At 68.8% G+C, this 24,544-nt stretch carries 19 protein-coding genes and 1 tRNA gene; 10 read left to right on the top strand and 10 right to left on the bottom strand.

All coding sequences use genetic code 11. The features are described 5' to 3' along the window. The first annotated feature begins 2 nt into the window (after positions 1–2). Complete coding sequence (locus tag O7632_RS02860; RefSeq protein WP_278111181.1) at positions 3–992, top strand: D-alanine--D-alanine ligase; 990 nt, start codon at positions 3–5, stop codon at positions 990–992. Here the strand turns inward: O7632_RS02860 and O7632_RS02855 are convergent. The 9 genes from O7632_RS02855 to rpmH all read right to left on the bottom strand — a co-directional run bounded on the left by O7632_RS02855 (position 906) and on the right by rpmH (position 8,916). Further along, on the bottom strand, positions 906–1,847 hold the full coding sequence (locus tag O7632_RS02855) for a hypothetical protein (protein ID WP_278111180.1): 942 nt from the start codon (positions 1,845–1,847) through the stop codon (positions 906–908). The two genes, O7632_RS02860 and O7632_RS02855, sit on opposite strands and share 87 nt — an antisense overlap. Before the next feature lie 636 nt (positions 1,848–2,483). Beyond that, the gene (locus tag O7632_RS02850; RefSeq protein WP_278111179.1) at positions 2,484–3,545 is read right to left on the bottom strand and encodes a ParB/RepB/Spo0J family partition protein; all 1,062 of its coding nucleotides are present in this window, start codon (positions 3,543–3,545) and stop codon (positions 2,484–2,486) included. Positions 3,546–3,572: 27 nt separating this feature from the next. Continuing rightward, positions 3,573–4,775 carry an AAA family ATPase gene (locus O7632_RS02845; RefSeq protein ID WP_278111177.1) on the bottom strand — a complete coding sequence of 401 codons (1,203 nt, stop codon included), beginning with the start codon at positions 4,773–4,775 and terminating at the stop codon, positions 3,573–3,575. 512 nt (positions 4,776–5,287) lie between these two features. Then, positions 5,288–6,118 (bottom strand): 16S rRNA (guanine(527)-N(7))-methyltransferase RsmG, encoded by an 831-nt coding sequence (gene rsmG, locus O7632_RS02840; protein WP_278111175.1) that lies wholly within the window; start codon positions 6,116–6,118, stop codon positions 5,288–5,290. Between the two features lie 4 nt (positions 6,119–6,122). Continuing rightward, complete coding sequence (locus O7632_RS02835; RefSeq protein WP_278111174.1) at positions 6,123–6,731, bottom strand: R3H domain-containing nucleic acid-binding protein; 609 nt, start codon at positions 6,729–6,731, stop codon at positions 6,123–6,125. Between the two features lie 203 nt (positions 6,732–6,934). Beyond that, the gene (gene yidC, locus O7632_RS02830; RefSeq protein WP_278111172.1) at positions 6,935–7,987 is read right to left on the bottom strand and encodes a membrane protein insertase YidC; all 1,053 of its coding nucleotides are present in this window, start codon (positions 7,985–7,987) and stop codon (positions 6,935–6,937) included. Then, entirely contained in the window at positions 7,984–8,274 is a 291-nt protein-coding gene (gene yidD, locus O7632_RS02825; RefSeq protein ID WP_278111171.1) for a membrane protein insertion efficiency factor YidD, read from the bottom strand. Before yidD ends, yidC begins: the two co-directional genes overlap by 4 nt. Continuing rightward, positions 8,271–8,744 carry a ribonuclease P protein component gene (gene rnpA / locus O7632_RS02820; protein ID WP_278111169.1) on the bottom strand — a complete coding sequence of 158 codons (474 nt, stop codon included), beginning with the start codon at positions 8,742–8,744 and terminating at the stop codon, positions 8,271–8,273. Before rnpA ends, yidD begins: the two co-directional genes overlap by 4 nt. A 34-nt stretch (positions 8,745–8,778) precedes the next feature. Beyond that, a complete protein-coding gene (gene rpmH, locus O7632_RS02815; RefSeq protein ID WP_007073824.1) occupies positions 8,779–8,916 on the bottom strand; it encodes a 50S ribosomal protein L34 in 138 nt (45 codons plus the stop codon). An 841-nt stretch (positions 8,917–9,757) separates the two neighbouring features. Here rpmH and dnaA point away from each other — a divergent pair. The 5 genes from dnaA (at position 9,758) to O7632_RS02790 (ending at position 16,248) form a co-directional block, all read left to right on the top strand. Next, complete coding sequence (gene dnaA / locus O7632_RS02810; protein ID WP_278111166.1) at positions 9,758–11,710, top strand: chromosomal replication initiator protein DnaA; 1,953 nt, start codon at positions 9,758–9,760, stop codon at positions 11,708–11,710. Between the two features lie 710 nt (positions 11,711–12,420). Further along, positions 12,421–13,554 carry a DNA polymerase III subunit beta gene (dnaN, locus tag O7632_RS02805; RefSeq protein ID WP_278111164.1) on the top strand — a complete coding sequence of 378 codons (1,134 nt, stop codon included), beginning with the start codon at positions 12,421–12,423 and terminating at the stop codon, positions 13,552–13,554. A gap of 49 nt (positions 13,555–13,603) precedes the next feature. Continuing rightward, the gene (gene gnd, locus O7632_RS02800; RefSeq protein WP_278111162.1) at positions 13,604–14,479 is read left to right on the top strand and encodes a phosphogluconate dehydrogenase (NAD(+)-dependent, decarboxylating); all 876 of its coding nucleotides are present in this window, start codon (positions 13,604–13,606) and stop codon (positions 14,477–14,479) included. Positions 14,480–14,483: 4 nt separating this feature from the next. Beyond that, entirely contained in the window at positions 14,484–15,629 is a 1,146-nt protein-coding gene (gene recF / locus O7632_RS02795) for a DNA replication/repair protein RecF (RefSeq protein WP_278111160.1), read from the top strand. A gap of 58 nt (positions 15,630–15,687) precedes the next feature. Continuing rightward, positions 15,688–16,248 (top strand): DciA family protein, encoded by a 561-nt coding sequence (locus O7632_RS02790; protein ID WP_278119783.1) that lies wholly within the window; start codon positions 15,688–15,690, stop codon positions 16,246–16,248. A gap of 110 nt (positions 16,249–16,358) precedes the next feature. On the opposite strand, the gene O7632_RS02785 is transcribed toward O7632_RS02790, so the two are convergent. Next, positions 16,359–16,919 carry a hypothetical protein gene (locus O7632_RS02785; RefSeq protein ID WP_278111158.1) on the bottom strand — a complete coding sequence of 187 codons (561 nt, stop codon included), beginning with the start codon at positions 16,917–16,919 and terminating at the stop codon, positions 16,359–16,361. Positions 16,920–17,418: 499 nt separating this feature from the next. Here O7632_RS02785 and gyrB point away from each other — a divergent pair, with 499 nt between their 5' ends. The 4 genes from gyrB (at position 17,419) to O7632_RS02765 (ending at position 24,510) form a co-directional block, all read left to right on the top strand. Continuing rightward, a complete protein-coding gene (gyrB, locus tag O7632_RS02780) occupies positions 17,419–19,362 on the top strand; it encodes a DNA topoisomerase (ATP-hydrolyzing) subunit B (protein WP_278111156.1) in 1,944 nt (647 codons plus the stop codon). Positions 19,363–19,483: 121 nt separating this feature from the next. After that, positions 19,484–23,278 (top strand): intein-containing DNA gyrase subunit A, encoded by a 3,795-nt coding sequence (gene gyrA / locus O7632_RS02775; protein ID WP_278111154.1) that lies wholly within the window; start codon positions 19,484–19,486, stop codon positions 23,276–23,278. 3 nt (positions 23,279–23,281) lie between these two features. Then, complete coding sequence (locus tag O7632_RS02770) at positions 23,282–24,235, top strand: DUF3566 domain-containing protein (RefSeq protein WP_278111152.1); 954 nt, start codon at positions 23,282–23,284, stop codon at positions 24,233–24,235. 201 nt (positions 24,236–24,436) lie between these two features. Then, positions 24,437–24,510, top strand: a tRNA-Ile gene (locus O7632_RS02765). Positions 24,511–24,544 lie beyond the last annotated feature (34 nt).

Genomic DNA, 24,544 nt, shown 5'->3' with positions numbered 1-24,544 from the left:
GCATGAGCCCACAGTCGGACGAACCCAGCGCCGCGGCGCGCGCGCAGGATCTGCGTGTTCTGGTCCTCGCCGGAGGACTCTCCTACGAGCGGGACGTCTCGCTGCGTTCCGGCCGGCGGGTCCTCGACGCACTGCGTTCCGCCGGCTTGGAGGCTGAGCTGCGCGACGCCGACGTGACCCTGCTGCCCGCGTTGCGGGCCGATCCGCCGGACGCCGTGGTGATCGCTTTGCACGGAGCGACCGGCGAGGACGGGTCGCTGCGCGGCGTACTGGACCTGTGCGGCGTACCGTACGTCGGTTGCGACGCCCGGGCGTCGCGTCTGGCCTGGGACAAGCCTTCGGCGAAGGCCGTGTTGCGCGAGGCACAAATCCCGACGCCTGATTGGGTCGCGCTGCCGCACGACCGGTTCTCCGAACTCGGTGCGGTCGCGGTGCTGGACCGGATCGTCGAACGCCTCGGGCTCCCACTGATGGTCAAGCCGGCGCAAGGTGGCTCCGGGCTCGGCGCCGCCGTCGTCAGGGAAGCCGGAGAGCTCTCCGCGGCGATGGTCGGATGCTTCGCGTACGACACGACGGCGTTGGTGGAACGCTACGTGCCGGGCATGGACGTTGCGGTGTCCGTCGTCGATCTGGGTTCCGGCCCGGCGGCGCTGCCAGCGGTGGAGATCGTTCCGCGCAACGGGGTGTACGACTACGCCGCCCGGTACACCGCCGGCTTGACCACCTGGCACGCCCCGGCGCGACTGGACGCGTCCGTCGCCGCCGATGTGGCGGCGACGGCTGTCGCCGCCCATCAGGCGCTCGGCCTGCGGGACCTGTCCCGAGTCGACCTGATCGTCGATGCCGCTGGCCGACCACACGTGCTCGAAGTCAACGTGGCGCCGGGAATGACCGAGACCTCGCTGCTACCCCTCGCGGTCCAGGCCGGCGGCTTGGACCTCGGGAATCTGCTGGCCACCCTGGTGCATCTGGCCGCCAGCCGGCCAGCCTGACCCGGCGGGCTGCCGGTCGGTAGGTCGCCCTTCCGCTGGCGACTCCGCTGATCGCGGGTCCGCCGCCGCCGCTGGTGGCGGCCCGGCCGGTGGCCCGGAGGCGGAGCGCGCCGGTTCCACCTCATCGACTGCGGCCACCAATGAGGTACGGCCTTCCTTCACCTGGTTGCCGACTGCCTGGTTGCCGACTGCCTGCTGGCTGCTCGCCGCGATCTGCTCCTCGTCGCTGGAGCGACTTGGTCCGGCGCTGGCCTGCTCGCGGAGACTCGACGGCGCCTGCCACTCGATCCGCGGTGGAGCGGCTAGCGGCCGACCACCGAATTCGGCCAGCCACGCGGCGACCATCGCGAGATTCTCGCGCCACCGTGACTCCGGGATCGGCGGGAGGATGCTGTCCCACAGGGACAAAAAGGTTCCCCGCAACTGCAGCTGCCCGTACGGCCGGGCCAGGAACCACAGGTGCAGGTGGGCAGAGCCGTCGCCCCAGCGGTTGACGTGGACACGAGCGACGCCGTCCAGGGACCGGATCGCCCGCTCCAGCCGGACCGTCATCACACCGAGTTCAGCCGCGAGCAGGTTCGGCAGGTCACCGAGGTCGAAGTGCGACCGGGATTCCAGGATCAGGACCATGGGCAAGCCGGTCGGTCGGTCCATCGCGCGGACCCGCCAGCGCTCGCTGACCCAGATGTAGGCGTCGTCGGGGGCGTTGCAGGACGTACATTCGCCCGCGCCTTCCCCTTTCCTGGGCGGCTCGGCGTCCACCGGGTCATCGAGTTGCTTGACCCGCAGGTCGCCCTCGAACGGAAAGGATGGCCATCTGGCGAAGTCAGGTACCGGAGCAGGGGTGTGTGGCACGAGGCTGACCCTAACGGAGTCGCGGGCTGCTGTCCTTCCTCCGTTCCGCCGGTCGTCCCGGCTGCCCCGGCGGTGTCCTGGGCTGCCGTGCGCCGGGCGATACCGGCAGAAGACGCGGGCGTGCTCCGGCGATCACCCGGGTGCGTTCACGGGTGGGATCGCGGATCAATCGTGGGTGCATCGCGCCTGGATCGTGGGTGCATCGCCCGTGGAGGAGGACCAGCGATGCGGATTTCCACGAGGTTATCCACAGGCAGGCAGGCTCTCTCACCCGCGGTTTCACGTGAAACGGGGTCGCCCTGTGGAAAACCCCTGTGGAAAACGTTGACCCCGAGAGGCCGTTCACCGGTCCGGCTCTCGCGCGAGCATCCGATGACTCCCGGTCGGCTCAACGAGCTACTCCCCGCCGGGTTATTGGAGCCAGCGCGATGGGCGAACGGCGACGGTTTCACGTGAAACGGAGCCGGGCACCGTCGAAGCCGGTCACGACGGAGACCGAGAGCGCGTCCGGTCCTTCGCGCCGTCGAGCGAGATCCCGTTTCACGTGAAACGGCCGGGGGGTTCCACGTGGAACCCCCCGGCCGTTTCAGCGCCACCACCACGAACCCGTCCAGACTCGGAGGGGGTCCGGAGGCGTCAGGTTTCCTCGGCGGACCTCTCGTCACCCTCCATGCCGATGATGCCGACGATCCGCTCCAGGTCGTCCACGGTCGCGAACTCGATCGTGATCTTGCCCTTGCTGCGGCCGATGTCGACCTTCACCCGGGTGTCGAACCGGTCCGACAGGCGATCGGCGAGATCGCTGAGCGCGGGAGCGTGCGGCTTGGCCCGCCGCTGCGTACTGGCTCCTCGCTTGCCGGTACCCTCGGTCGCCGCCAATGCCACCAGTTCCTCGGTCGCGCGGACCGACAGGCCTTCGGCGACGATCCGTAGAGCCAACGCATCCTGGTCGTCGGGATCCTCCAGGCTGAGCAGCGCCCGGGCGTGGCCCGCCGAGAGCACGCCGGCCGCCACCCGTCGCTGGACCTGCGCGGGCAGGTTCAGCAACCGAATGGTGTTGGAGATCTGCGGACGGCTCCGCCCGATTCGCCGAGCGAGCTCCTCGTGTGTCGCGCCGAACTCCTCCAGAAGCTGCTGGTACGCGGCAGCCTCTTCGAGCGGGTTCAGGTTCGCCCGATGGATGTTCTCCAGCAGGGCGTCCCGAAGCATCGCGTCGTCTTTGGTGTCTCGCACGATGGCCGGAATCGACGCCCGACCGATCGCCTGGGCAGCCCGCCACCGGCGTTCGCCCATCACGATTTCGTAGTTGACGCCGTCGTCGAGTTGCCGTACCACGATCGGCTGGAGGAACCCGACCTGCTCGATCGAGACCTTGAGCTCGTCCAGGGCCTCGTCGTCGAAAACCTGTCGGGGTTGCTTGGGGTTCGGCACGATCGCCGCGACCGGCAGTTCGGCGAACCGGGCGCCGGGCACCGGCGACAGCTCGTTCTCCGACAGCGGGGCCTGACCGACAACCGGCTCCGCGCGCGGACTGTCAGCCGGGGTGGGAAGCGCCGGCGCGAAATCGGCGGGTACCGGCTCCGGTCGGTCGACGTGCACCGCCGGGGCCGCCGGCTGTGCTGGTGTCACCGGAGCGGGAGCCGTCGGGATCAGGGCACCCAGCCCGCGACCGAGCCCGCCCTTCGGACGGTTCTTCATGCCCTGCCTCCCGATCTCCGTACTCCGTCATGCATTCCGGCCGAGCCGGGCCACTCCGCGCTCGGCGATTTCCTGAGCTGCCTCGAAGTAGCTCGTCGCACCCCGCGATCCGGGATCGTAGGTCATCACCGACTGACCGTAGCTCGGAGCCTCCGACACCCGGACGTTGCGTGGAATCACCGCCTGCAGAACCTTGTCGCCGAAGTGGTTGCGGACGTCCTGCTCCACGGCGTCGGCCAGCCGGGTCCGGCGGTCGTACATCGTAAGCAGGATCGTCGACACGTCCAGCGTCGGGTTGAGATGTTGCCGGACCAGATTGATGTTGCTGATCAGCTGGTTCAATCCCTCCAGCGCGTAGTACTCGCACTGGATCGGGATGAGCACCTCCTGGGCCGCCACGAGCGCGTTGACCGTCAGCAGGCCCAACGAGGGAGGGCAGTCGATGAACACGTAGTCCAGCTCGACTGGATGGGCGGCGATCGCCCGGGCCAGCCGGGATTCGCGGGCTACCACCGAGACCAACTCGATCTCCGCTCCGGCGAGATCGATGGTGGCCGGCACACACCAGAGGTTCGGAATTCCCTCCACCGGCTGAGCCACCTCGGCGAGCGGAACGTTGTCGATCAGACAGTCGTACACGTCTGGCACACCAGCGTGGTGTGGCACGTTCAGCCCAGTCGACGCGTTGCCCTGCGGATCCAGGTCGACGACCAGGACCCGGTTCCCGTGCAGGGCCAAGGCGACCGCAAGGTTCACCGTGGTGGTGGTCTTGCCGACGCCACCTTTCTGGTTGGCGACACACATGACCCGCATCCGGTCGGGTCGAGGCATGGTCACCTCGCCGCTCGGGTTCAGAATCTGCACGGCGCGCAAAGCCTCCATTGCCAAGGGGGGATCATCCTCTTCCCGGGACGTCGTTTCACGTGAAACGTATGGGTCGTCAACTGCGGGCTCGATCGGGATCACTGCCACTGCGGCGGATACGCCCGGCACCACCGACGCTGTCGGAGTGCCGATGTCCGACCGACCACGTTCGGAGACCGCACCAGCCGACGGCGACGTAATCGGTGTGACCGGCAGGTCGGGTCCGGCGGGTCCATCCGGATCGACCCGGGCTCCGTTGCCGTCGGGGTCGACCGTCGCGAACGGCTCGTCCGGCGGACGTAGCTCGTCCGCGACGGGTGGGCCGGGTCGGGGTGCCGGCTGCACCACCTGCCACGAAGAACCCATGCCACCGCTGCCGGTCGGTCGGTGCGAGCCACGGTCTCCCGTTTCACGTGAAACGGGAGACCGCTCGCCCGCCGACGAACGGCCGTTGATCAGATGCGGATCGTCGTACCTATCGTTGTCATGCACCGTGTCATCCCTGCCCGCCTCGGATGGATCGGCACCGCCAGCGCTCACGTCCGCGCTTTCGGGCGTGGCGTGCGGACCGGCAAGAGGCGGCAGGAATTCGACGCGCTGCGCACTGCCGCCCGGTCCACACTATCGACGCGCGGTCAGCCTACGGGGAGCAGGGCCGGTGTGGCCACGGCTGACCGTCCGACGTGTCGAGACGGTCGCACCCGATCCAGCCGACCGACGGTCAGAACCACACCGGAGACGCCATCGATGGGCTGGTCGACCCCACCCCGTCCAAGCGACCGGAACTGGGCCGGACAGGAACCGCCGGACAGGAACCTACGGACGGGATCACCGGACGGGAACCTCCTGGTGTCGCGGGATCGGCTATGGCTCATCGGCTATGGCTCGCGTCGCCGCGACCGACCGGCGCGGCGGTCGGTCGCGCCCCGCACCGACCGGCGCGCCTTACCGCGTACCAGGCCGCCACCGGTACGGCCGCCGTCACGCCACCCGATCTCCACCACGACGGTCGGCGGATCGAGCCAGCGACTGCCGCAGAGCCGTAGCGCCGGATCGGAACCACCGGCCCGGACGACCGCCGCCCGATGCTCGGCGATCTCCGTCGCCGCCGAACTGCCCTTCATCGCGAGCAGTCGCCCATCCGACTCCACCAGCGGCAGGCACCACCCGACGAGCCGGTCCAGCGGAGCCACCGCACGGGCCGTGACGATCGGTGCCATCCCGTCCGGGTGGTCACGGGCGACCTCCTCGGCGCGGGCCCGTACCACCTCGACCGACGCCGCCAGGCCGAGAAGCCGCACGGCCTCGGTGAGGAACGCGCACCGCCGGGCCAGCGGTTCGACCAGGACCACCGAAAGGTCAGGCCGAGCGACGGCCAGGACGAGACCAGGCAGACCAGCTCCGGAACCGACGTCGACAACGGTGGTGCCGACCGGGATCAACTCGGCCAGCGCGGCGCAGTTGAGTAGATGACGGTCCCAGAGGCGAGGCACCTCCCGCGGACCGATCAGGCCACGCAGCACCCCGTCGGCAGCGAGGAACTCGGCGTATCGGACCGCCGTCTCCAGCCGCGCCCCGAACACCTCATGGGCGGCGGGCGGAACCGCAGGCAGACCCTCGGACGTGTTCTCCACAGACCGGGCCGGCCCGGACGGCGTGCCGTCCGGGCCGGTAGATGCCCGATCGTCTGGTACGGGCAGGTCCGTCATCGGGTCAGTCGGCGGGACGAACGACGATCCGACGGGTCGGTTCGACGCCCTCGGACTCGCTGACGACTCCGTCGAGGGCGTTCACCACGTCGTGCACACACTTGCGTTCGAAGGCCGACATCGGCTCCAGGCGGACCGGCTCGCCGTGCTCCTTGACCTTCTCGACCGCGTTCTTCGCTACGGCGGCCAGTTCTTTACGACGGTTCGCGCGGTAGCCGCCGACATCGAGCAGGAGCCGGCTCGGCGTACCGGTCTGGCGGAAGATCGCCAGTCGGGTCAGTTCCTGCAACGCTTCCAGCGTGGCACCACGCTGGCCGATCAGCGGGCTGAGCTGTCCCCCGACGACCTCCACCATCGGTCGTCCAGCCGAAACGAGCTCGTCGATGTCACCGTCGTAGTCGAGGATGTCGAGCAGGCCCTCGACGTAGTCCGCGGCGATCTCGCTCTGCCGGAACAGTTCGCTTTCGCTCGGTGCCGCCGTGGCCGGTGCGGCGTCGTCGGCAGCGTCACCTTCCGCCTGGTCGAGGTCGTCATCCTCGTCGTCCGCGATCCCGGTCGGAGGGTTCTCCTCGTCGACAGCGGTATCGGCGTTGGGCAGGCTGGTATCGGTCACGGTCTCATCTCCGTACTCGCTCGGCCGGACCGGTGTCGGTCCGCTGGTTTCCCGAGAACACAGGGACGGGCGCCGCGTTCTCGGGGACGTCTACCTGGTGGCCACCGAGGTGGCGGAAACGCTGCGGTATCCGGGAGGCCACTCCCGGGACGGCCGTGCCGCCTGCCGGACCAGGTGTTCCAGCACGCACCGGTCAACTCGCCTCAGCCTGGGCGTTTGGCCGGCCGCCGCTTCTTGGGGTTGACCGGCTTCGCGCCGGGCTTTGGCTTCAGTGCCTCGCGGACCGGAGCCGGTTCCGGCTCGGGCGCGGCGTTGTCGGCCTTGGCCCGGGCGAAGATCCCGGCCGACTTCGCCGGCTTCGCCTTGGTCTCCGACTTGCGGTCGGCCGCGCCACCGGAGCGGGCCGGCGGCCGCCCGGTCGGCTTGGCGGCCGACGGCTTGCCGCTCTTGCCGACCGGGGTGGGCGGCGGCGGGAACTTCCGAAGCACCCACTGCTGCTGAACCAGGGTGAAGAGGTTGTTGACCACCCAGTAGATGATCACACCGATGGGGAAGATCGCGCCGGAGATCAACAGCGAGGCCGGGATGCCGTAGAGCATCAGACGCTGGATCATCCGCTGCTGCGGGTCTTCCGCCCAGCCGGTCTTGAGGATCATCTGACGGCTGGTCAGGTAGGTGGTCGCGATCATGACGAGCACCAGCACACCCGCCATCACCTTGACGGTGACCGAGTTGGCTCCCATCGCGGCGAGTTCCTCAGCCGTGGAGCCGAACTTGCTGGCGATCGGGGCAGTAAACAGGTTGGCCCGGGAGGCGTCGTAGAACTGCTCGGCCGACCAGCCGTAGATGTCGATGTTGCTGGTCCGCTCCGGGTTCAGCCGCCGCAAGATGTGGAACAGCCCGAGGAAGACCGGGATCTGCAGGAACATCGGCAGACAACCCATCAGCGGGTTGGCCTTCTCCGTCCGGTACAGCTCCATCATTTCCTTCTGGAGCGTCTCCCGGTCACCCTTGTGCTTCTCCTGCAGCTCCTTGACCTTGGGCTGAAGCGCCTGCATGGCCCGCTGGGACTTGATCTGCTTCACGAAGATCGGGAAGAGGATCACCCGTACGGTGACCACGAGGAAGACGATCGCCAGGATCCACGACCAGTTGGTGCCGAGGACCTCGCGCGACGGCACGCCGATCCGGTCCCAGACGGAGTGCCAGAACAGGAGGATCCACGAGATCGCCCAGTAGATCCAGTCGAGACTCAATTCGGGGCTCCAGTCACATCGGCACGGCGGCCGCCCGGCATCGGTACCGGGTCATATCCACCGGGGTGGAAGGGATGACAGCGCAGCAGCCGCCAGACCGCCAACGCCATCCCCCGCAGTGCACCGTGCCGCGCCACCGCCTCCAGGGCGTAAGCGCTGCACGACGGGTAGAAGCGGCAGCGAGCCGGCAGAGCCGGGCTTATCCAACGACGGTACGCGACGATGGCTGCTGTCAGCAGGCGGCCACCCGGTGTCGTAGGACGAGGCGGAGCGGACTCGTCGCTCATCCGGTCTCCCTGCTGGCTTCAGTGCCGCGACGTCGGGAACGGGCCGACGTCGATCGGCGGCCGGTCGAGGTGGAGCGGCCCGGGCGGGCGGCGGCCCGGAGTGCGGCATCCAGATCTGCCGCGAGCTCGGCGGAAGAGCAGTTGGCAGCGGCGGGCAGCGCCCGGACGATCAGGGTGGCACCGGGGGGAAGTTGCGGGAGCCGGTGTCGGACCAGGTGGCGTAGCCGTCGACGTACCGTGTTGCGGGTCACCGCGTGGCCCACCGATTTGGCCACGATGAAACCAGCGCGCGCGGTCGGCGTCGGCCGTCGGTCGGCGTCGGCCAGACCGGCGTCGGCGTCGACGGGCTGGGCGGCGTCGGCCGGAACCATCAGGTGTACGACGACCGCGCCGCGCCCGGCACGACGGCCCGCGCGTACGGCGTCGGTGAATTCAGAACGACGCCGTACGCGCTGAGCAGCGGCCAGCATGGCGCTTACATCCCCGCGACGCCGGCGTTGGCCGTCAGGCCGACAGGCGGGCGCGGCCCTTGGCGCGGCGGGTGGAGAGGATGGCGCGGCCGGCGCGGGTACGCATGCGCAGCCGGAAGCCGTGGGTCTTTGCACGCCGACGGTTGTTCGGCTGGTAGGTGCGCTTGCTCACGTCAGACTCTCCGTCAGGGTGTGCCCCAGGCCGGCAGCCCGGAGTCGGTGGTCAGGCAGGCTACTGGTCGACCCACCGGTGACGGCACCCCACCATCGCGGTGCCCGGCGACGACCGTTCAGCCAGCTGTGTGCGGCGGTGTGCCCATCGCTACTGCTGAGGTGCCCAGGATTCCTCTGCGTTGATCTCTCTATGTCTCTCGACGTTCGACATCTCGTGACCGCTCGATCTCGTGACGCGGTTGGTCTCCTGGCACCCAGCAGCTACTCAGGGCACAGCACACGAAGAGCAGCTTATCAGAGGACGCTAGCAGGGCCCGATGAGGCTACGCGCCGACCTCTCACCGGTCAATCTGTAAGCCCCGTGCCGGTCGCAAGCTCCCGCCCAGCAAAGCCCCGTGCCGGTCGCAAGCTCCCGCCCAGCAAAGCCCCGTGCCGGTCGCGGACTCCCGGCACCTGGACGGTTTTGCCGTCACCGACAACGGCAACCACGGGCCGCCGGTTGAACGGGGGTGGACGACGCTGTTAGCGTGCGCGTTTGCCGGTCAAGCATCAGGCAGCACCTGGCACCGCTTTATCGGTACGAATCGGGCGGCCAGCGCGGCTGCCCGCAGTGGTGATCCAGAACGACGCCGGATCGGCGGGGGGCAGCTTCGGCGGGCGACGGGGATCCGCAGCCAGCAGTACACACAGGTTGTGGATAACTTGTGGATGACGGTCAGATCAGCGGCCCGCAGCATGCCTCGTCGTACCTGTTCGAGAGCGGGACCGGTCCCGACCGGCAGCCGGCATCGATGGTTGGCGGCGACCGGGTACTCGGATGCGATGGGGGTGGCGCGACGGTGGCCGAGACCTTGGACCTCGGCGCGGTCTGGATGGCGACCACGGACGAACTGGCGGACGAGATCGTCTCCGCACAGCAACGGGCCTATCTGCGCCTGACCCGGCTCCGCGCCATCGTCGAGGACACCGCGCTGCTGTCGGTCCCCGACGCGTTCACCCGGGACGTGATCGAATCGCGGCTACGACCGGCGATCACCGAGGCACTCTCCCGCCGGCTCGGGCGGCCGATCCAGGTCGCGGTGACCGTACGTCCGCCGGAGGACGGTCAGGGGCGACCGTTAGGAACGGTGTACGCCTCCGCCGCCGATGGACGGGTGGCGTACGCCGAACCGCCGACTGGCGCCTATCCGCAGGTGCACCCCCCCGCTGGGCTCGGTCCGGCCCCGGTTGTCCACTCGCACCCCGACCATCCACCGGCTGATCTGGATGGCTATCCGGTCGCTGGGCGCGGGCCCGGCGGCCCGCCCGGGTCGCTCGGTCCCGGACCGGACGGGGCCGAGCGCTTCCCCGGCAGGGCCGGTCCCCGCGATGCCGAGCCGCCGGAGGCCGGGGCGGGTGGCGCCCCCGGACAGCCGCACCAACGATTCGACACCGGGTCGGGTCGCCCGGGCGTGCCCGCCCAGCCGTCCGTGGTGCCGGGCGCGCGATCCGGGCAGGAAACCCTCTTCGGCGACGAGTACGCCCACGGCCGTGGCGAGCCGCCGAGCCGCGAGGCGACGACCGCGCCTCCGATGATCGACTACCGGTCGGCCGACCAGCGGTACGGCGGCGGCCCACCGGGACGGCTGTCCGCCGGTGGACCGGACAGTGGGCCGGGCCGGGAATCGGCACCGGAGAGCGGACCGGGCCGTGGGGCACCGCCCGAGCACCGGGGCACCGGCCGGGAGGATCGTCGGCTGATCGGCCCCGGGGTGGACACCGGCGGCAACCGGCTCAACCCGAAATACATGTTCGAGACGTTCGTGATCGGCTCGTCCAACCGGTTCGCCCACGCCGCGTCGGTGGCGGTCGCCGAGTCGCCCGCCAAGGCGTACAACCCGCTGTTCATCTACGGCAGTTCCGGACTGGGCAAGACTCACCTGCTGCACGCGATCGGGCATTACGCGACGACCCTCGGGCATGCCCGCGCGGTCCGGTACGTCTCGACCGAGGAGTTCACCAACGACTTCATCAACTCGTTGCGGGACGACAAGACGAGTGCCTTCCAGCGGCGGTACCGAGACGTGGACATCCTCCTGATCGACGACATCCAGTTCCTGGAGAACCGGGAGCGGACCCAGGAGGAGTTCTTCCACACCTTCAACACGCTGCACAACGCCAACAAGCAGATCGTGATCACCTCGGATCGGTCCCCGAAGCAGCTGGCGACCCTGGAGGACCGGCTGCGGACCAGGTTCGAGTGGGGGCTGCTGGCCGACATCCAGCCACCCGATCTGGAGACCCGGATCGCGATCCTGCAGAAGAAGGCCGCCCAGGAGCGGCTCTACGCACCGCCGGACGTGTTGGAGTTCATCGCGTCGCGGATCGCCAACTCCATCCGGGAGTTGGAGGGTGCCCTGATCCGGGTCACCGCCTTCGCCAGCCTGACCCGTTCTCCGGTAGAGCTGGGTCTGGCCGAGGAGGTGCTGCGGGACTTCATCCCCGACGGTGCCGGCCCGGAGATCACCGCCGACCAGATCATGGTCTCGACCGCTGACTACTTCGGTGTCAGCCTGGAGGATCTGCGCGGTCATTCGCGGTCCCGGGTCCTGGTCAACGCGCGTCAGGTCGCCATGTACCTGTGTCGGGAGCTGACCGACCTGTCGCTGCCCCGGATCGGGCAGGCGTTCGGCGGTCGGGACCACACCACGGTGATGCACGCCGACCGCAAGATCCGGCAGCAGATGGCCGAACGGCGGTCGCTCTACAACCAGATCGCTGAGCTGACCAACCGGATCAAGCAGAACACCTGAGTCACTGCCCACAGGTTTTCCACAGGGGGTTGTCCACCGACGGTGGATAACCCCCTGTTTGGCTGTGCTCGTTGTCCACAGGCTGTGGACAACTTCTGGGGAAACCGCTGTGGACAGTTACCCAGCGTGACCTTTTGTCCACCGGTCGGCCCTTGCCTGTGTACGGCCTGTTGAAGGTTCTGTGGATAACGGACCAGGGCCGGTCGCCTACTCTGCCCACAGCTGGGGACAAACCCTGGGGACAACCGGTGGATAACCTGTGGATAACTCCGCCGACCTGTGGGCGGCCGATCGGGCTGTGGACGACGGGCCGGGTTGTACCCACCCTTCTCCACAGGAAACCCACCGGGGGTCATAGCACCTGAGCTGCGTAAACGCGAGATGTCCACAGAGTGCACAGGACCGACGAAGACGATGAGTTTTATCTTCTAGACAACAAAACCCAATCATCAGCGTTGTGGATTCTGTGGATCGAGCAGAGCAGCGGCGGACCGGCACCGACGAGGGAGCGCAGCACCGGGGGCGAACGCAGCGGCGTGACGGACTGGCCTATCGTTCGGTGAGGTGCGTTGACCGACGGCAGTCGAGCCCACGGACCGCCGACGCGGTCCGACGCCACCAAGAGGCGGTCCGACGTCACCACGAGATCGACGCCACCAAGAGATCACCGAGTCGACGCGGAGGCACGGCATGAAGCGCGGAGGCAAGTCATGAAGTTCCGGGTGGAGCGCGACGCGCTCGCCGACGCGGTGGCCTGGACCGCCAAGAGCCTGCCCAACCGGCCGTCGGTGCCGGTACTGGCCGGAGCGATGCTTCGCGTCGGCGACGGTGCCCTGCACGTCTCGGGGTTCGACTACGAGGTGTCCAGCCAGGTGACCGTCGACGTGCAGGCCGACGCCGACGGGGCGGCACTGGTCTCCGGCCGGCTGCTCGCCGAGATCACCAAGTCGTTGCCGGCGAAGCCGGTCGACATCGCCGCGGTCGGGGCACACCTGGAGCTGGTCTGCGGCAGCGCCCGGTTCACGTTGCCGACGATGCCGGTGGAGGACTATCCGACCCTGCCCGACATGCCCGCCAGCGCCGGTACGGTGGACGCGCCGACCTTCGCCGCCGCGGTCGCCCAGGTCGCGGTCGCCGCCGGCCGGGACGAGACGCTGCCGATGATGACCGGGGTCCGGCTCGAACTCGACGGCACCACCCTGGCGATGCTGGCCACCGACCGATACCGGCTGGCGATCCGGGAGATCGACTGGCAGCCCGACGATCCGGAGATCAGCATCAACGCGCTGGTTCCGGCCCGGACGCTCGCCGACACCGCCAAAGCCCTCGGTCCGATCGGCGGCGACGTCACCATCGCCCTCGCCCAGGGCGGGGCCGGTGAAGGCATGATCGGATTCGCCGGCGGCACCCGCCGGACGACCAGCCGGTTGCTCGACGGGGCCAACTATCCGCCGGTGCGGTCGCTTTTCCCAGCCAGCCACAACGCCGAGGCGCGGCTGAGCGTCGCGACCCTGGTCGAGGTGGTACGGCGGGTCGCGCTGGTCGCCGAGCGCACCACCCCGGTGCTGCTGAGCTTCAGCGCCGACGGGCTGGTGGTCGAGGCGGGAAACACCGAGGAGGCCCGGGCCAGCGAGGCGATGGAGGCCACCTTCACCGGTGAGCCGTTGACCATTGGGTTCAACCCGCAGTACCTGATCGACGGTCTGCAGAACCTCGGCGCGGCCACCGCCGTCTTCGCGTTCGTGGACGCGTTCAAGCCGGCGGTGATTTCCCCCGCTGGCGAGGATGGTGAGATCGTTCCTGGGTATCGCTACCTGATAATGCCGATCCGGGTCACCCGCTAGGCGGCGCGATCCGGCAGGCGACGAGCGGTACCGACGGAGGGGATCAGTCGTGCGGTTGGGCATCATCGGTCTGGGCCGAATGGGTGGCAACATGCGGGACCGGCTACGCGACGCCGGTCACGAAGTGGTCGGCTACGACCGAGACCCGGCCGTGAGCGACGTGGCCAGCCTGGCCGAACTGGTCGACCGGCTCGACGCTCCCCGGGCGGTCTGGACGATGGTGCCGGTGACGGTGACCTTCTCGGTCATCGAGGAGCTGTGCGACCTGCTCGCCCCCGGCGATCTGGTGATCGACGGCGGCAACTCGCGGTTCACCGACGACACCCCCCGGGCCGAGCGGCTGGCCCGACACGACATCGGCTACCTCGACGTCGGCGTCTCCGGCGGTGTCTGGGGTCGGGAAAACGGCTACGGCCTGATGGTCGGCGGTGACGCCGACCATGTCCGACGGATGATGCCGATCTTCGAGGCGTTGAAGCCGGCCGGCGAGTACGGCTTCGTGCACGCCGGACCGGTCGGTGCCGGTCACTTCGCCAAGATGGTGCACAACGGTGTCGAGTACGCCCTGATGCACGCGTACGCCGAGGGCTACGAGCTGATGTCGCGGGCGGAGCTGATCACCGATGTGCCCGGGGTCATCAAGTCCTGGCGGGAGGGGACCGTGGTCCGGTCCTGGCTGCTCGACCTGCTCGACGCGGCACTCGACGAGGACCCGGGGCTGGCTGCGCTGCGCGGCTACGCCGACGACACCGGGGAAGGCCGCTGGACGGTCGAGGAGGCGATCAAGCTCGGGGTGCCGATGAACGTCATCGCGGCGTCGCTGTTCGCCCGGTTCACCTCGCGGCAGGAGGATTCGCCGGCGATGAAGGCGGTGGCCGCGTTGCGCAACCAGTTCGGCGGTCACGCCGTACAGTCCAGCCCTTGAGCCCGTGCACGTCCGCCGGCTCGAACTGATCGACTTCCGCTCGTACCAGCGGGTCGATCTCGCCTTCGAGCCTGGCGGCAGCGTACTGGTCGGGCCGAACGGGGTCGGGAAGACCAACCTGATCGAGGCTCTCGGCTACCTGGCCACCCTCGGCAGCCACCGGGTCGCCACCGACGCGCCGCTGGTACGGGTCGGTGCCGAGTCGGCGATCATCCGGTGCCTGATCACGCAGGACCAACGCGAGCTGCTGGTGGAACTGGAGATCACGCCGGGTCGGGCGAACCGGGCCCGACTGGGTCGATCCGCCGTACGCCGGGCGCGGGACATCGTCGGCGCGTTGCGCCTGGTCATGTTCGCCCCGGAGGACCTGGAGATCGTCCGGGGCGATCCGGCCGAACGCCGCCGCTATCTGGACGATCTGCTGGTCACCCGGCTTCCCCGGTTCGCCGGGGTCCGCGCCGACTACGACCGGGTGGTGAAGCAACGCAACGCCTTGCTGCGCAGCGCGTACCTGGCCCGCAAGACCGGCGGTTCCCGGGGCGGCGACCTGAGCACGCTCGACGTCTGGGACGCGCACCTCGCCCGGCACGGCGCCGAGCTGCTCGCCGGCCGGCTGGCGCTGGTCACCGCGCTGGCTCCGCACGTGGCCAAGGCGTACGACGCGGTGGCCGCCGGGACCGGCGCGGCGGCGATCTCCTACCGATCGTCGACGGAGCTGCCGGAGCTGCCGGAGCCGGCGACCGCCGACCGGGGCGCGCTCGAATCGGCGCTCGCCGAGGCCCTGCGCGCCGCCCGGCCGAGTGAGGTCGAACGCGGCGTCACGCTCGTCGGGCCGCACCGCGACGACCTGCAGCTGAACCTGGGTAGTCTGCCGGTCAAGGGCTACGCCAGCCACGGCGAATCCTGGTCCTGCGCGTTGGCGCTGCGGCTGGCCGCCTACGACCTGCTGCGCGCCGACGGGATTGAGCCGGTGCTGGTGCTCGACGACGTCTTCGCCGAGCTGGACACCGGCCGGCGGGAACGGTTGGCGCAGCTCGTGACCGGAGCCAGCCAGCTCCTGGTGACCTGCGCGGTCGCCGACGACGTACCACTGGCGCTGCGTGGGGCCAGGTTCGAGGTGACTCATGGGGAGGTCCGCCGTGCCAGCTGATCCACCGCCCGACACCCCGGGAACACCGCGCCCGCGCGGCGACGAGGACCCGGTACGGTTGCCGCCGCCGTCGACCGGTCCGCAGCTCGCCAGGGCGGTTCTGGACGCCGCCCGGGCCCGACGGTTGGCGAGCCAGCCGCGTCGCCGTACCTCGTCAGACGATCTGTCGGGGGACGGCGCCGGCGGCGACGCGGGTGAGTTCGCCGGCGGCCGTGGCGGCAACCGGCGGCGGCTGCGCGGCTACTCCGGACCAGGCCCGGATCCGCGCGATCCGCAACTCTTCGGTGACGTGCTGGCCCGGCTGGTCAAGGCCCGTGGCTGGCAGCGTCCGGCCGCCGAGGCGACCGTCTTCGGCGCGTGGGAACGGGTGGTCGGGCCGGAGGTGGCCACGCACAGCCGACCGGTCAAGCTGGAGGACGGCGAGTTGACCGTCGAGGCCGAGTCGACCGCGTGGGCCACCCAGCTGCGGCTGCTCGCCCGCTCGCTGTTGCAGCAGATCGCCAAGGAGGTCGGGCACAACGTGGTGCGCAGACTGCACATCCACGGTCCGGCTGCGCCATCGTGGTCGAAGGGACCGCGCCGGGTACGGGGGCGGGGACCTCGGGACACGTACGGCTGAGTCGGCTCGTACGGCCGAGCCGACTCAGCCGGCTGGAGATCGGCCGGCTGGAGATCGGCCGGCTGGAGATGTCCCGCGCGGGTATCGACCTGCGGACTCGACGGGCGGGATCAGCCGTCGGCGTCGGCGTAGATCGCGAAGCCACGGTCGGCGCAGCGCCGGTAGAAACGCGACAGTACGGCCAGCTCGGAACGCGGGAAGCTCCACTGCGGCGCGTTGCCGGCGTCGTCGCGCAGCGCGTCCAGCCGGCTGTCCAGCCACCGCAACTGCTGTTCGGCCAGCCGGGCGTCGACGAGCGCGTCGCGCAGCACCGCCGCGACGGTGTCGAAGGTGACCACCTCGCCGTACTTGTCGTGGCCGGCCACGAAGCGCTCCAGACCGCCGGCGATCCAGGCGCAGCCGTCCGGGTCGATCACCGGGTCCTCGTCCTCTGCCGCGGCCTCGGTGGCGTACAGCACCCCGACGAGGCCGAGTAGCAGATCGACCAGTTCGGTGTAGGCGGTCGCCCGTACGCTGCCGGTCTTGGCGATGTATCCGGCGAGCGCCGCGGTCGGCGCCGCGACTTCGGCGACCTCGGCCAGGTCGCCGAAGTCGACGAACTCGGCCGGCGCGACCGGCTCGTAGAACTCGCCGATCCGTGGCCACTGCACGGCGACGTTGTCCAGCCCCATCGCAAGCGTCACCCTTCTCGAGCCGGTGGCGGGTATCGGGCGGACCCGGTACGCCGCAGCGGTAGCGGCACTGTAGCGGCAACTGTGGCGGTGTCTCATCTTAAGGTGCCGCAAAGGTTCGGCGCTCGCCACGGGCCGGTCGGGTGCGTGTGGGGGTGGTCGCGGTGGGTGGGGTGCGGCCGGCTACGCACCTCTCAGCCGCTTTACGGGGGTGCCGCGTCCCTGTTATCTGGGTTCGGCACAGTAGGATCGTAGGCAGAGACGAGGGATCCGTGCGGCGCGACGATCCAGTTCACGATCGGCGGGCCGCAGGGGGACCCAGCCGTTCGTGATCCGCGGGTGCCCTGCGGCGATCGGCGCGTTTCGCCACCCGTCGGCGATCCACCCGGTTTTTCGGGTTGTCGACCATGGTGCCGATTCGCGCCCGTCGTCCGGATGCCCGCCGAACCCCGCGCCACCTGCGCTGACACTGGCCAGGTGCGCGAGAAAGTGGCCGAGGGTGGCAGCGCAGAAAAAGCAGGAGTACGGCGCCGAGTCGATCACCGTACTGGAGGGCTTGGAGGCGGTCCGCAAACGGCCGGGCATGTACATCGGGTCGACCGGTGAACGTGGCCTGCACCACCTGGTGTGGGAGGTCGTGGACAACGCGGTGGACGAGGCCCTGGCCGGCTACTGCGACACCATCGAGGTGGTGCTGCTCGCCGACGGCGGGGTACGGGTCACCGACAACGGCCGTGGGTTCCCGGTGGACCTGCATCCGAAGCTCAAGAAGCCCGGCGTCGAGGTCGCGTTGACCGTGCTGCACGCCGGTGGCAAGTTCGACGGCAAGGCGTACGCCGTCTCCGGTGGTTTGCACGGTGTCGGTGTCTCAGTGGTCAACGCCCTCTCCGTACGGATGGAGGTGGAGATCCACAAGGACGGCCACGTCTGGCGCCAGCAGTACACCAACTCCAAGCCGGGCCCGCTGGACAAGGGCGAGCCGACCAACCGGACCGGCTCGGCGGTCGCCTTCTGGCCGGATTCGTCGGTCTTCGAGACCACCGACTTCGCCTTCGAGACGATCTACCGTCGCCTGCAGGAGATGGCCTTCCTCAACCGTGGGCTGACCATCCAGTTGCGCGACGAGCGGGTCGCCGAGGAGGACGGTAAGCCCCGCGAGGTGACGTTCTGCTACAAGGGTGGCATCGCCGACTTCGTCCGGCACCTCAACAACTCCAAGAGCCCGATCCACAAGACGGTGGTCGAGTTCGGCGCGGAGGAGGAGGGCATGTCGGTCGAGATCGCCATGCAGTGGAACGAATCGTACGGCGAGTCGGTCTACACCTTCGCCAACACGATCAACACGCACGAGGGCGGCACCCACGAGGAGGGCTTCCGGGCCGCGTTGACCAGCGTCGTCAACAAGTACGGCGCGGACAAGAAGCTGCTCAAGGGCGACGAGAAGCTCTCCGGCGAGGACATCCGGGAAGGGCTGGCCGCGATCATCTCGGTCAAGTTGGCCAATCCGCAGTTCGAGGGCCAGACCAAGACCAAGCTCGGCAACACCCCGGTGAAGAGCTTCGTGTTGCGGGTGTGCAACGAGTGGCTGGTCGACTGGCTCGACCGCAACCCGGCCGAAGCCAAGATGATCATCACGAAGGCCACCCAGGCGGCCCGGGCCAGGATCGCCGCCCAGCAGGCCCGCAAGCTGGCCCGGCGCAAGTCGCTGCTGGAGTCCGGCTCGATGCCGGGCAAGCTGGCCGACTGCCAGTCGACCGACCCGCGTGAGTCGGAGGTCTTCATCGTCGAGGGAGACTCGGCGGGCGGCTCGGCCAAGCAGGGGCGCGACCCCCGTACCCAGGCGATCCTGCCGATCCGCGGCAAGATCCTCAACGTCGAGAAGGCGCGGATCGACCGGGTACTGAAGAACAACGAGGTGCAGGCGCTGATCACCGCGCTCGGCACCGGGATCCACGACGACTTCGACATCGAAAAGCTGCGCTATCACAAGATCGTGTTGATGGCCGACGCCGACGTCGACGGTCAGCACATCCAGACCCTGCTGCTCACCCTGCTGTTCCGGTTCATGCGGCCGCTGGTCGAGCTCGGTCACGTCTATCTGGCCGCCCCGCCGCTTTACAAGATCAAGTGGAACCGCAAGGGCGACGACGCCCAGTACGCGTACTCCGACCGGGAGCGGGACGGACTGATCGCGCTGCGTCAGCAGAAGAAGCCGAACGCCAAGCCGGACGACATCCAGCGGTTCAAGGGCCTGGGCGAGATGAACTACCCCGAACTGTGGGACACCACGATGAACCCGGCGACCCGTACGCTTCGCCAGGTGACCCTCGACGATGCCGCGACCGCCGACGAGTTGTTCAGCGTCTTGATGGGTGAGGATGTCGAGGCGCGCCGGTCGTTCATCCAACGCAACGCCAAGGATGTGCGGTTCCTGGACATCTAGCGACCATGACCAGGGCCGGCCGTCACCTCGGCCGGCCCGGACGAGTTGTCCCCCGCTTCGCCAGATTCCACAGCCGTTGTCCACAGCGGTATGACGGTATTAAGTCTGATAAGGGTTAACTGTGACGGATACTCCCGAGTCCTTCGACAGCGAGTCGGACAGCGCGGCAGCCGCGGCGGTACCCCCCGCCACGGCAGCGGTCGCCGGCCACGATCGCATCGAGCCGGTCGGGCTGGAAGTCGAGATGCAGCGCTCCTACCTCGACTACGCGATGAGCGTGATCGTCGGGCGGGCGCTACCGGACGTCCGGGACGGGCTCAAGCCCGTACACCGCAAGATCCTCTACGCGATGTTCGACTCCGGCTACCGACCGGACCGGGGCTACGTCAAGTGCTCCCGGGTCGTCGGCGACGTGATGGGCCAGTTCCACCCGCACGGCGACTCGGCCATCTACGACGCGCTGGTCCGGATGGCCCAGCCCTGGTCGCTGCGCTACCCGCTGGTCGACGGCAACGGCAACTTCGGCTCCCCTGGCAACGACCCGGCTGCGGCGATGCGTTATTGTCTGTCCGGTAATGTTCGAATCCGCACCTCTGATGGCTCGGTCCGGATCGAGCAGGTCGTGGCGGACGCCGCGTCGAGCAGCGAGACCGATGTCGACCTCAAGGTCCGCGACCGCAACGGCGATCTGGTCCGCGCCTCCAAGTTCTTCCACTCCGGCGAGCACCCGACCCTGCGGCTGCGCACCCGCGAGGGGTACGAGCTGACCGGCACCCACAACCACCCGGTGCTCTGCCTGGTCGAGGTCGCCGGCGTGCCGACCCTGCTCTGGAAGCTACTCGCCGAGATCTCCCCCGGCGACCGGGTGGTCATCCAGCGTTCGGTGCCGGACGAGATCGGCTACCCGATGCTGGAGCACGTCGAGGCAGCCGTCCTTGCGGGTGCGCTGGTGAGTGAGGGCTGGATTTCCGACAGGTGGGTTGAGTTCGCCAACGTCGATCGCAGCTTCTTCACACGGGTGATCGCGGCGTTCGATCTCGCTGTCGGGGGTAAGCGCTGGGTCAACGAGGAGTCGATGCCCTCAGGCAAAACGCTGTACCGAGTTCGGGCCAGCATCAAGCAGTTTGCTAGCACCGCACTGGGCGAGCTGGTCGGTGCGCGCAGCGCCGCCAAGTTCGTACCCGAGTTCGTCTGGCAGGGGCCGGCGGCGGTCAAGCGTGCCTTCCTCCAGGCGCTCTTCGAGTGCGATGGCTCCTTCTCGCTGCTGCCCCGCAACACCATCCAAATCTCGTACTCCACTCGCAGTGACCGGCTGGCCCGTGAGGTACAGCAGCTCCTGCTGGAGTTCGGCGTGATCAGCAAGCAGTGCCGGTACGACGACGGCGAGATCAAGGTGGTCGTGACCAACCGCCGCGACGCCCGGATCTTCGCCGCCCACGTCGGTTTCCTCGGGCGCAAGCAGGCCAAACTGGAGTCCGAGCTGGCCCAGGTGTCGGCGACCAGCAGGGCCCTCGCCGGCGACTTCGTGCCGTTCGTCGGGGACTTCATCCGGGAGCATGGCGCGAGCCGGTGGACGGAACGTGACTGGCTGCGTCGGCACAACGTCGACCGGATCGAACGGTGGGAACGCGACCGGTCCGAAATCCTCGCCCGGATCACCGAACGCGAGGTGCGTGACGTCGTCGAGCCGCTGGTCGACGGCCGCTTCTACTACGCCGAGGTCGCCGAGATCACCGATGCGGGCGTGCAACCGGTCTACAGCCTCCGGGTGGACACCGACGACCATTCCTTCGTCACCGACGGATTCGTCAGCCACAACACCGAGTGCAAGCTCGACCCGTTGGCGATGGACATGCTGCGGGACATCGACGAGGACACCGTCGACTTCCAGGACAACTACGACGGGCGGGCCAAGGAGCCGGTGATCCTGCCGGCCCGGATCCCCAACCTGTTGATCAACGGCTCCGAGGGCATCGCGGTCGGCATGGCCACCAAGATCCCGCCGCACAACCTGCGGGAGATCGCGGCGGCGGTGCAGTGGTGCCTGGAGAACCCGGAGACCGACGAGGCGACCACCCTCGACGCGTTGATCGACATCGTCAAGGGCCCGGACTTCCCCACGGCGGGGCTGATCGTCGGCACCACCCCGATCCAGGACGCCTACCGGACCGGGCGTGGCTCGATCCGGATGCGCGCCGTGGTCGAGGTCGAGGAAGACAAGAAGAACCGGACCGCGCTCGTCGTCACCGAGCTGCCGTACCAGGTCAACCCGGACAACCTGGCCGAGCGGGTCGCCGAGCTGATCAAGGAAGGCAAGCTCGCCGGGATCGCCGACATTCGCGACGAGTCGTCCGGGCGTACAGGTATGCGGCTGGTCCTCGTGCTCAAGCGCGACGCGGTCGCCAAGGTGGTGCTCAACAACCTCTACAAGCACACCCAGCTGCAGGAGACGTTCGGCGCCAACATGCTGGCGCTGGTCGACGGGGTGCCGCGTACGCTCAACCTGGCGCAGTTCATCCGCTACTACGTCGAGCACCAGATCGACGTGATCCGCCGACGTACGGCGTACCGGTTGCGCAAGGCCGAGGAACGGGCACACATCCTGCGCGGCCTGGTCAAGGCGCTGGACATGCTCGACGAGGTGATCGCCCTGATCCGGCGCTCGCCGACGGTCGAGGACTCCCGGCAGGGCCTGATGCAGCTACTCGACGTCGACGAGATCCAGGCCACCGCGATCCTGGACATGCAGCTGCGCCGGCTCGCCGCGCTGGAACGCCAGAAGATCATCGACGAGCTCGCCAAGATCGAGCTGGAGATCACCGACCTCAAGGACATCCTGGCCAAGCCGGAACGGCAGCGGCGGATCGTCTCGGAGGAGCTCGGCGAGATCGTCGCCAAGTGGGGTGACGAGCGGCGGACGAAGATCATTCCGTTCGACGGCGAGGTCTCGATGGAGGACCTCATCGCCCGCGAGGACGTGGTGGTCACCATCACTCGCACCGGGTACGCCAAGCGCACCAAGGTCGACCTCTACCGGTCGCAGCGGCGGGGCGGCAAGGGCGTCAGCGGGGCCACTCTGCGGCAGGACGACATCGTCAGTCACTTCTTCGTCGCCTCGACCCACGACTGGATGCTCTTCTTCACCAACAAGGGCCGGGTGTACCGGGCGAAGGCGTACGAGCTGCCGGAGGCGTCGCGGACCGCGCGGGGTCAGCACGTCGCCAACCTGCTGGCGTTCCAGCCGGACGAGCACATCGCCCAGGTGATTCGGATCCCCAACTACCAGATCGCGCCGTACCTGGTGTTGGCCACCCGCAACGGCCTGGTCAAGAAGACCAAACTGGAGGAGTTCGACTCCAACCGCTCCGGCGGGATCATCGGCATCAACCTGCGCGACGCCGACGAACTCGTCGGCGCGGCGCTCGCCTCGGCCGACAACGACCTGCTGTTGGTCTCCAAGAACGCCCAGGCGATCCGGTTCAACGCCACCGACGAGGCCTTGCGGCCGATGGGCCGGGCCACCTCGGGCGTCATCGGCATGCGGTTCACCGACGCCGACGAGTTGCTGGCGATGGAGGTGGTCCAGGACGGGCTGGACGTTTTGGTCGCCACCAACGGCGGGTACGCGAAGCGGACCCCGATCGAGGAATATCCGGTCCAGGGCAGGGGAGGCAAAGGCGTGCTGACCGCGAAGATCACCGAGCGTCGCGGTGGTCTGGTCGGCGCGGCCGTGATCAGCCCGGACGACGAGCTCTTCGCCATCACCAGCAACGGTGGCGTGATCCGGACTCCGGTGAAGCCTGTACGACGTACCCGGGATCGGAACACAATGGGGGTCAAGCTCATGGACCTCCCAGAAGGCGTAACGATCGTGGCCATTGCTCGCAATGCCGACGAGCCTGACGAACAGGACTAGTTGATGACGGAGACCCAGGCGAAGTCGGGCGCCACGGGGGCCTCGGCGACACCGGCCGACGAGGACTCCGCTGGCGGAGGAGCCGCACCGGCCACCGGGCGGGCAGCCGTCGGTCGGGCGAGTGTCCCCGCCGATTCGCCCTCGCCGAAATTCACCCGAGCACCCGGGATGCCGCCACCACCGGACAAACCCGCAGACGTCCCACCGGACGATCGAGCGTCCGGACCGGGAGCCGGGGGCGACGGTGCCTCTACAGCCAGCGGCAGCGCCGCCTCATCTGGAAGGTCGACACCACCCGTGACTTCCGCGCCTCCTGTCTCCTCCGCCCCGCCGGCAAGCTCCGGCAGCGGGTTCAGCGGTGGGGCGCTCGGCGCCACCGCCGCTGGCGGCCTCGGCACCAGCACCCGGCCCGGCAACGGTCTCGGCTCACCCGGTGTCACGTCGCCGGGGAGCACCGCTGCCGGCCGGGCCGGGCTGGGATCGCCCTCGGTACGGACGATCGGCGGCGCGGCCGCCGTCGGCGCGGCCCGAGTCGGCGGCGGCGACGGCACCCGGGTCTCCCGCCCGGCGGTGAGCTCCCCGGCGTCACGTGGCCCTCGTCGAGCCCGACTCAACCTCAAGCGGATCGACCCCTGGTCGGTCATGAAGTTCTCGTTCGCGGTCTCGCTGGTGCTCTTCATCGTCGTGGTGGTGGCGACGTCCGTGCTCTATCTGGCGCTCGACGCGATGGGTGTCTTCCAGAGCGTCAACACCAGCTTGAGCGACCTGATCAGCACCGGCAGCGGGGACGGGCCGTCGTTCCGGATCACCGCCCAGGGCGTGATCGGGACCTCCGCGTTGTTCGGCCTGATCAACGTGGTGCTGTTCACCGCGCTCGCCACACTCAGTGCCTTCATCTACAACGTCTGCGCCGACCTGGTCGGCGGGATCGAGCTGACCCTCGCCGAACGCGACTGAGCTTGCCGCTGAGCGGAAGGCCGGGCGGGTCGGGTGCGTCGATACCCGATGGCCCCGGCCTTCCGCGATCCGGTACGCTCCTCCGAGTCGGTGCACAGGCCCGATCAGCCTGACCGGTTAGGTCGATCCGTTCAGGCGACGCCATCGCTGCCCCGAGTTGGGGCACGGCCCGGCGGTACGGTAACCTTGCTCGTCGCGTACGGGGCTATAGCTCAGTCGGTTAGAGCGCAGAGCTGATAACTCTGAGGTCGCTGGTTCGATTCCAGCTAGCCCCACTCCACGACAGTCGAGCGTAAGGGGATTCGCCCC

The sequence above is a fragment of the Solwaraspora sp. WMMD406 genome, from assembly GCF_029626025.1.
Classification (GTDB): Bacteria; Actinomycetota; Actinomycetes; order Mycobacteriales; family Micromonosporaceae; genus Micromonospora_E.
This window is presented reverse-complemented; position numbering and strand designations above follow the sequence as displayed.

Coding starts and splice junctions, on each gene's coding strand:
- rnpA (WP_278111169.1), bottom strand. CDS start 8,744: ATGCTGGCCGCTGCTCAGCGCGTACGGCGTCGTTCTGAATTCACCGAC.
- dnaN (WP_278111164.1), top strand. CDS start 12,421: ATGAAGTTCCGGGTGGAGCGCGACGCGCTCGCCGACGCGGTGGCCTGG.
- O7632_RS02850 (WP_278111179.1), bottom strand. CDS start 3,545: ATGAAGAACCGTCCGAAGGGCGGGCTCGGTCGCGGGCTGGGTGCCCTG.
- O7632_RS02845 (WP_278111177.1), bottom strand. CDS start 4,775: ATGGGTTCTTCGTGGCAGGTGGTGCAGCCGGCACCCCGACCCGGCCCA.
- O7632_RS02860 (WP_278111181.1), top strand. CDS start 3: ATGAGCCCACAGTCGGACGAACCCAGCGCCGCGGCGCGCGCGCAGGAT.
- O7632_RS02770 (WP_278111152.1), top strand. CDS start 23,282: ATGACGGAGACCCAGGCGAAGTCGGGCGCCACGGGGGCCTCGGCGACA.
- rsmG (WP_278111175.1), bottom strand. CDS start 6,118: ATGACGGACCTGCCCGTACCAGACGATCGGGCATCTACCGGCCCGGAC.
- yidD (WP_278111171.1), bottom strand. CDS start 8,274: ATGAGCGACGAGTCCGCTCCGCCTCGTCCTACGACACCGGGTGGCCGC.
- O7632_RS02785 (WP_278111158.1), bottom strand. CDS start 16,919: ATGGGGCTGGACAACGTCGCCGTGCAGTGGCCACGGATCGGCGAGTTC.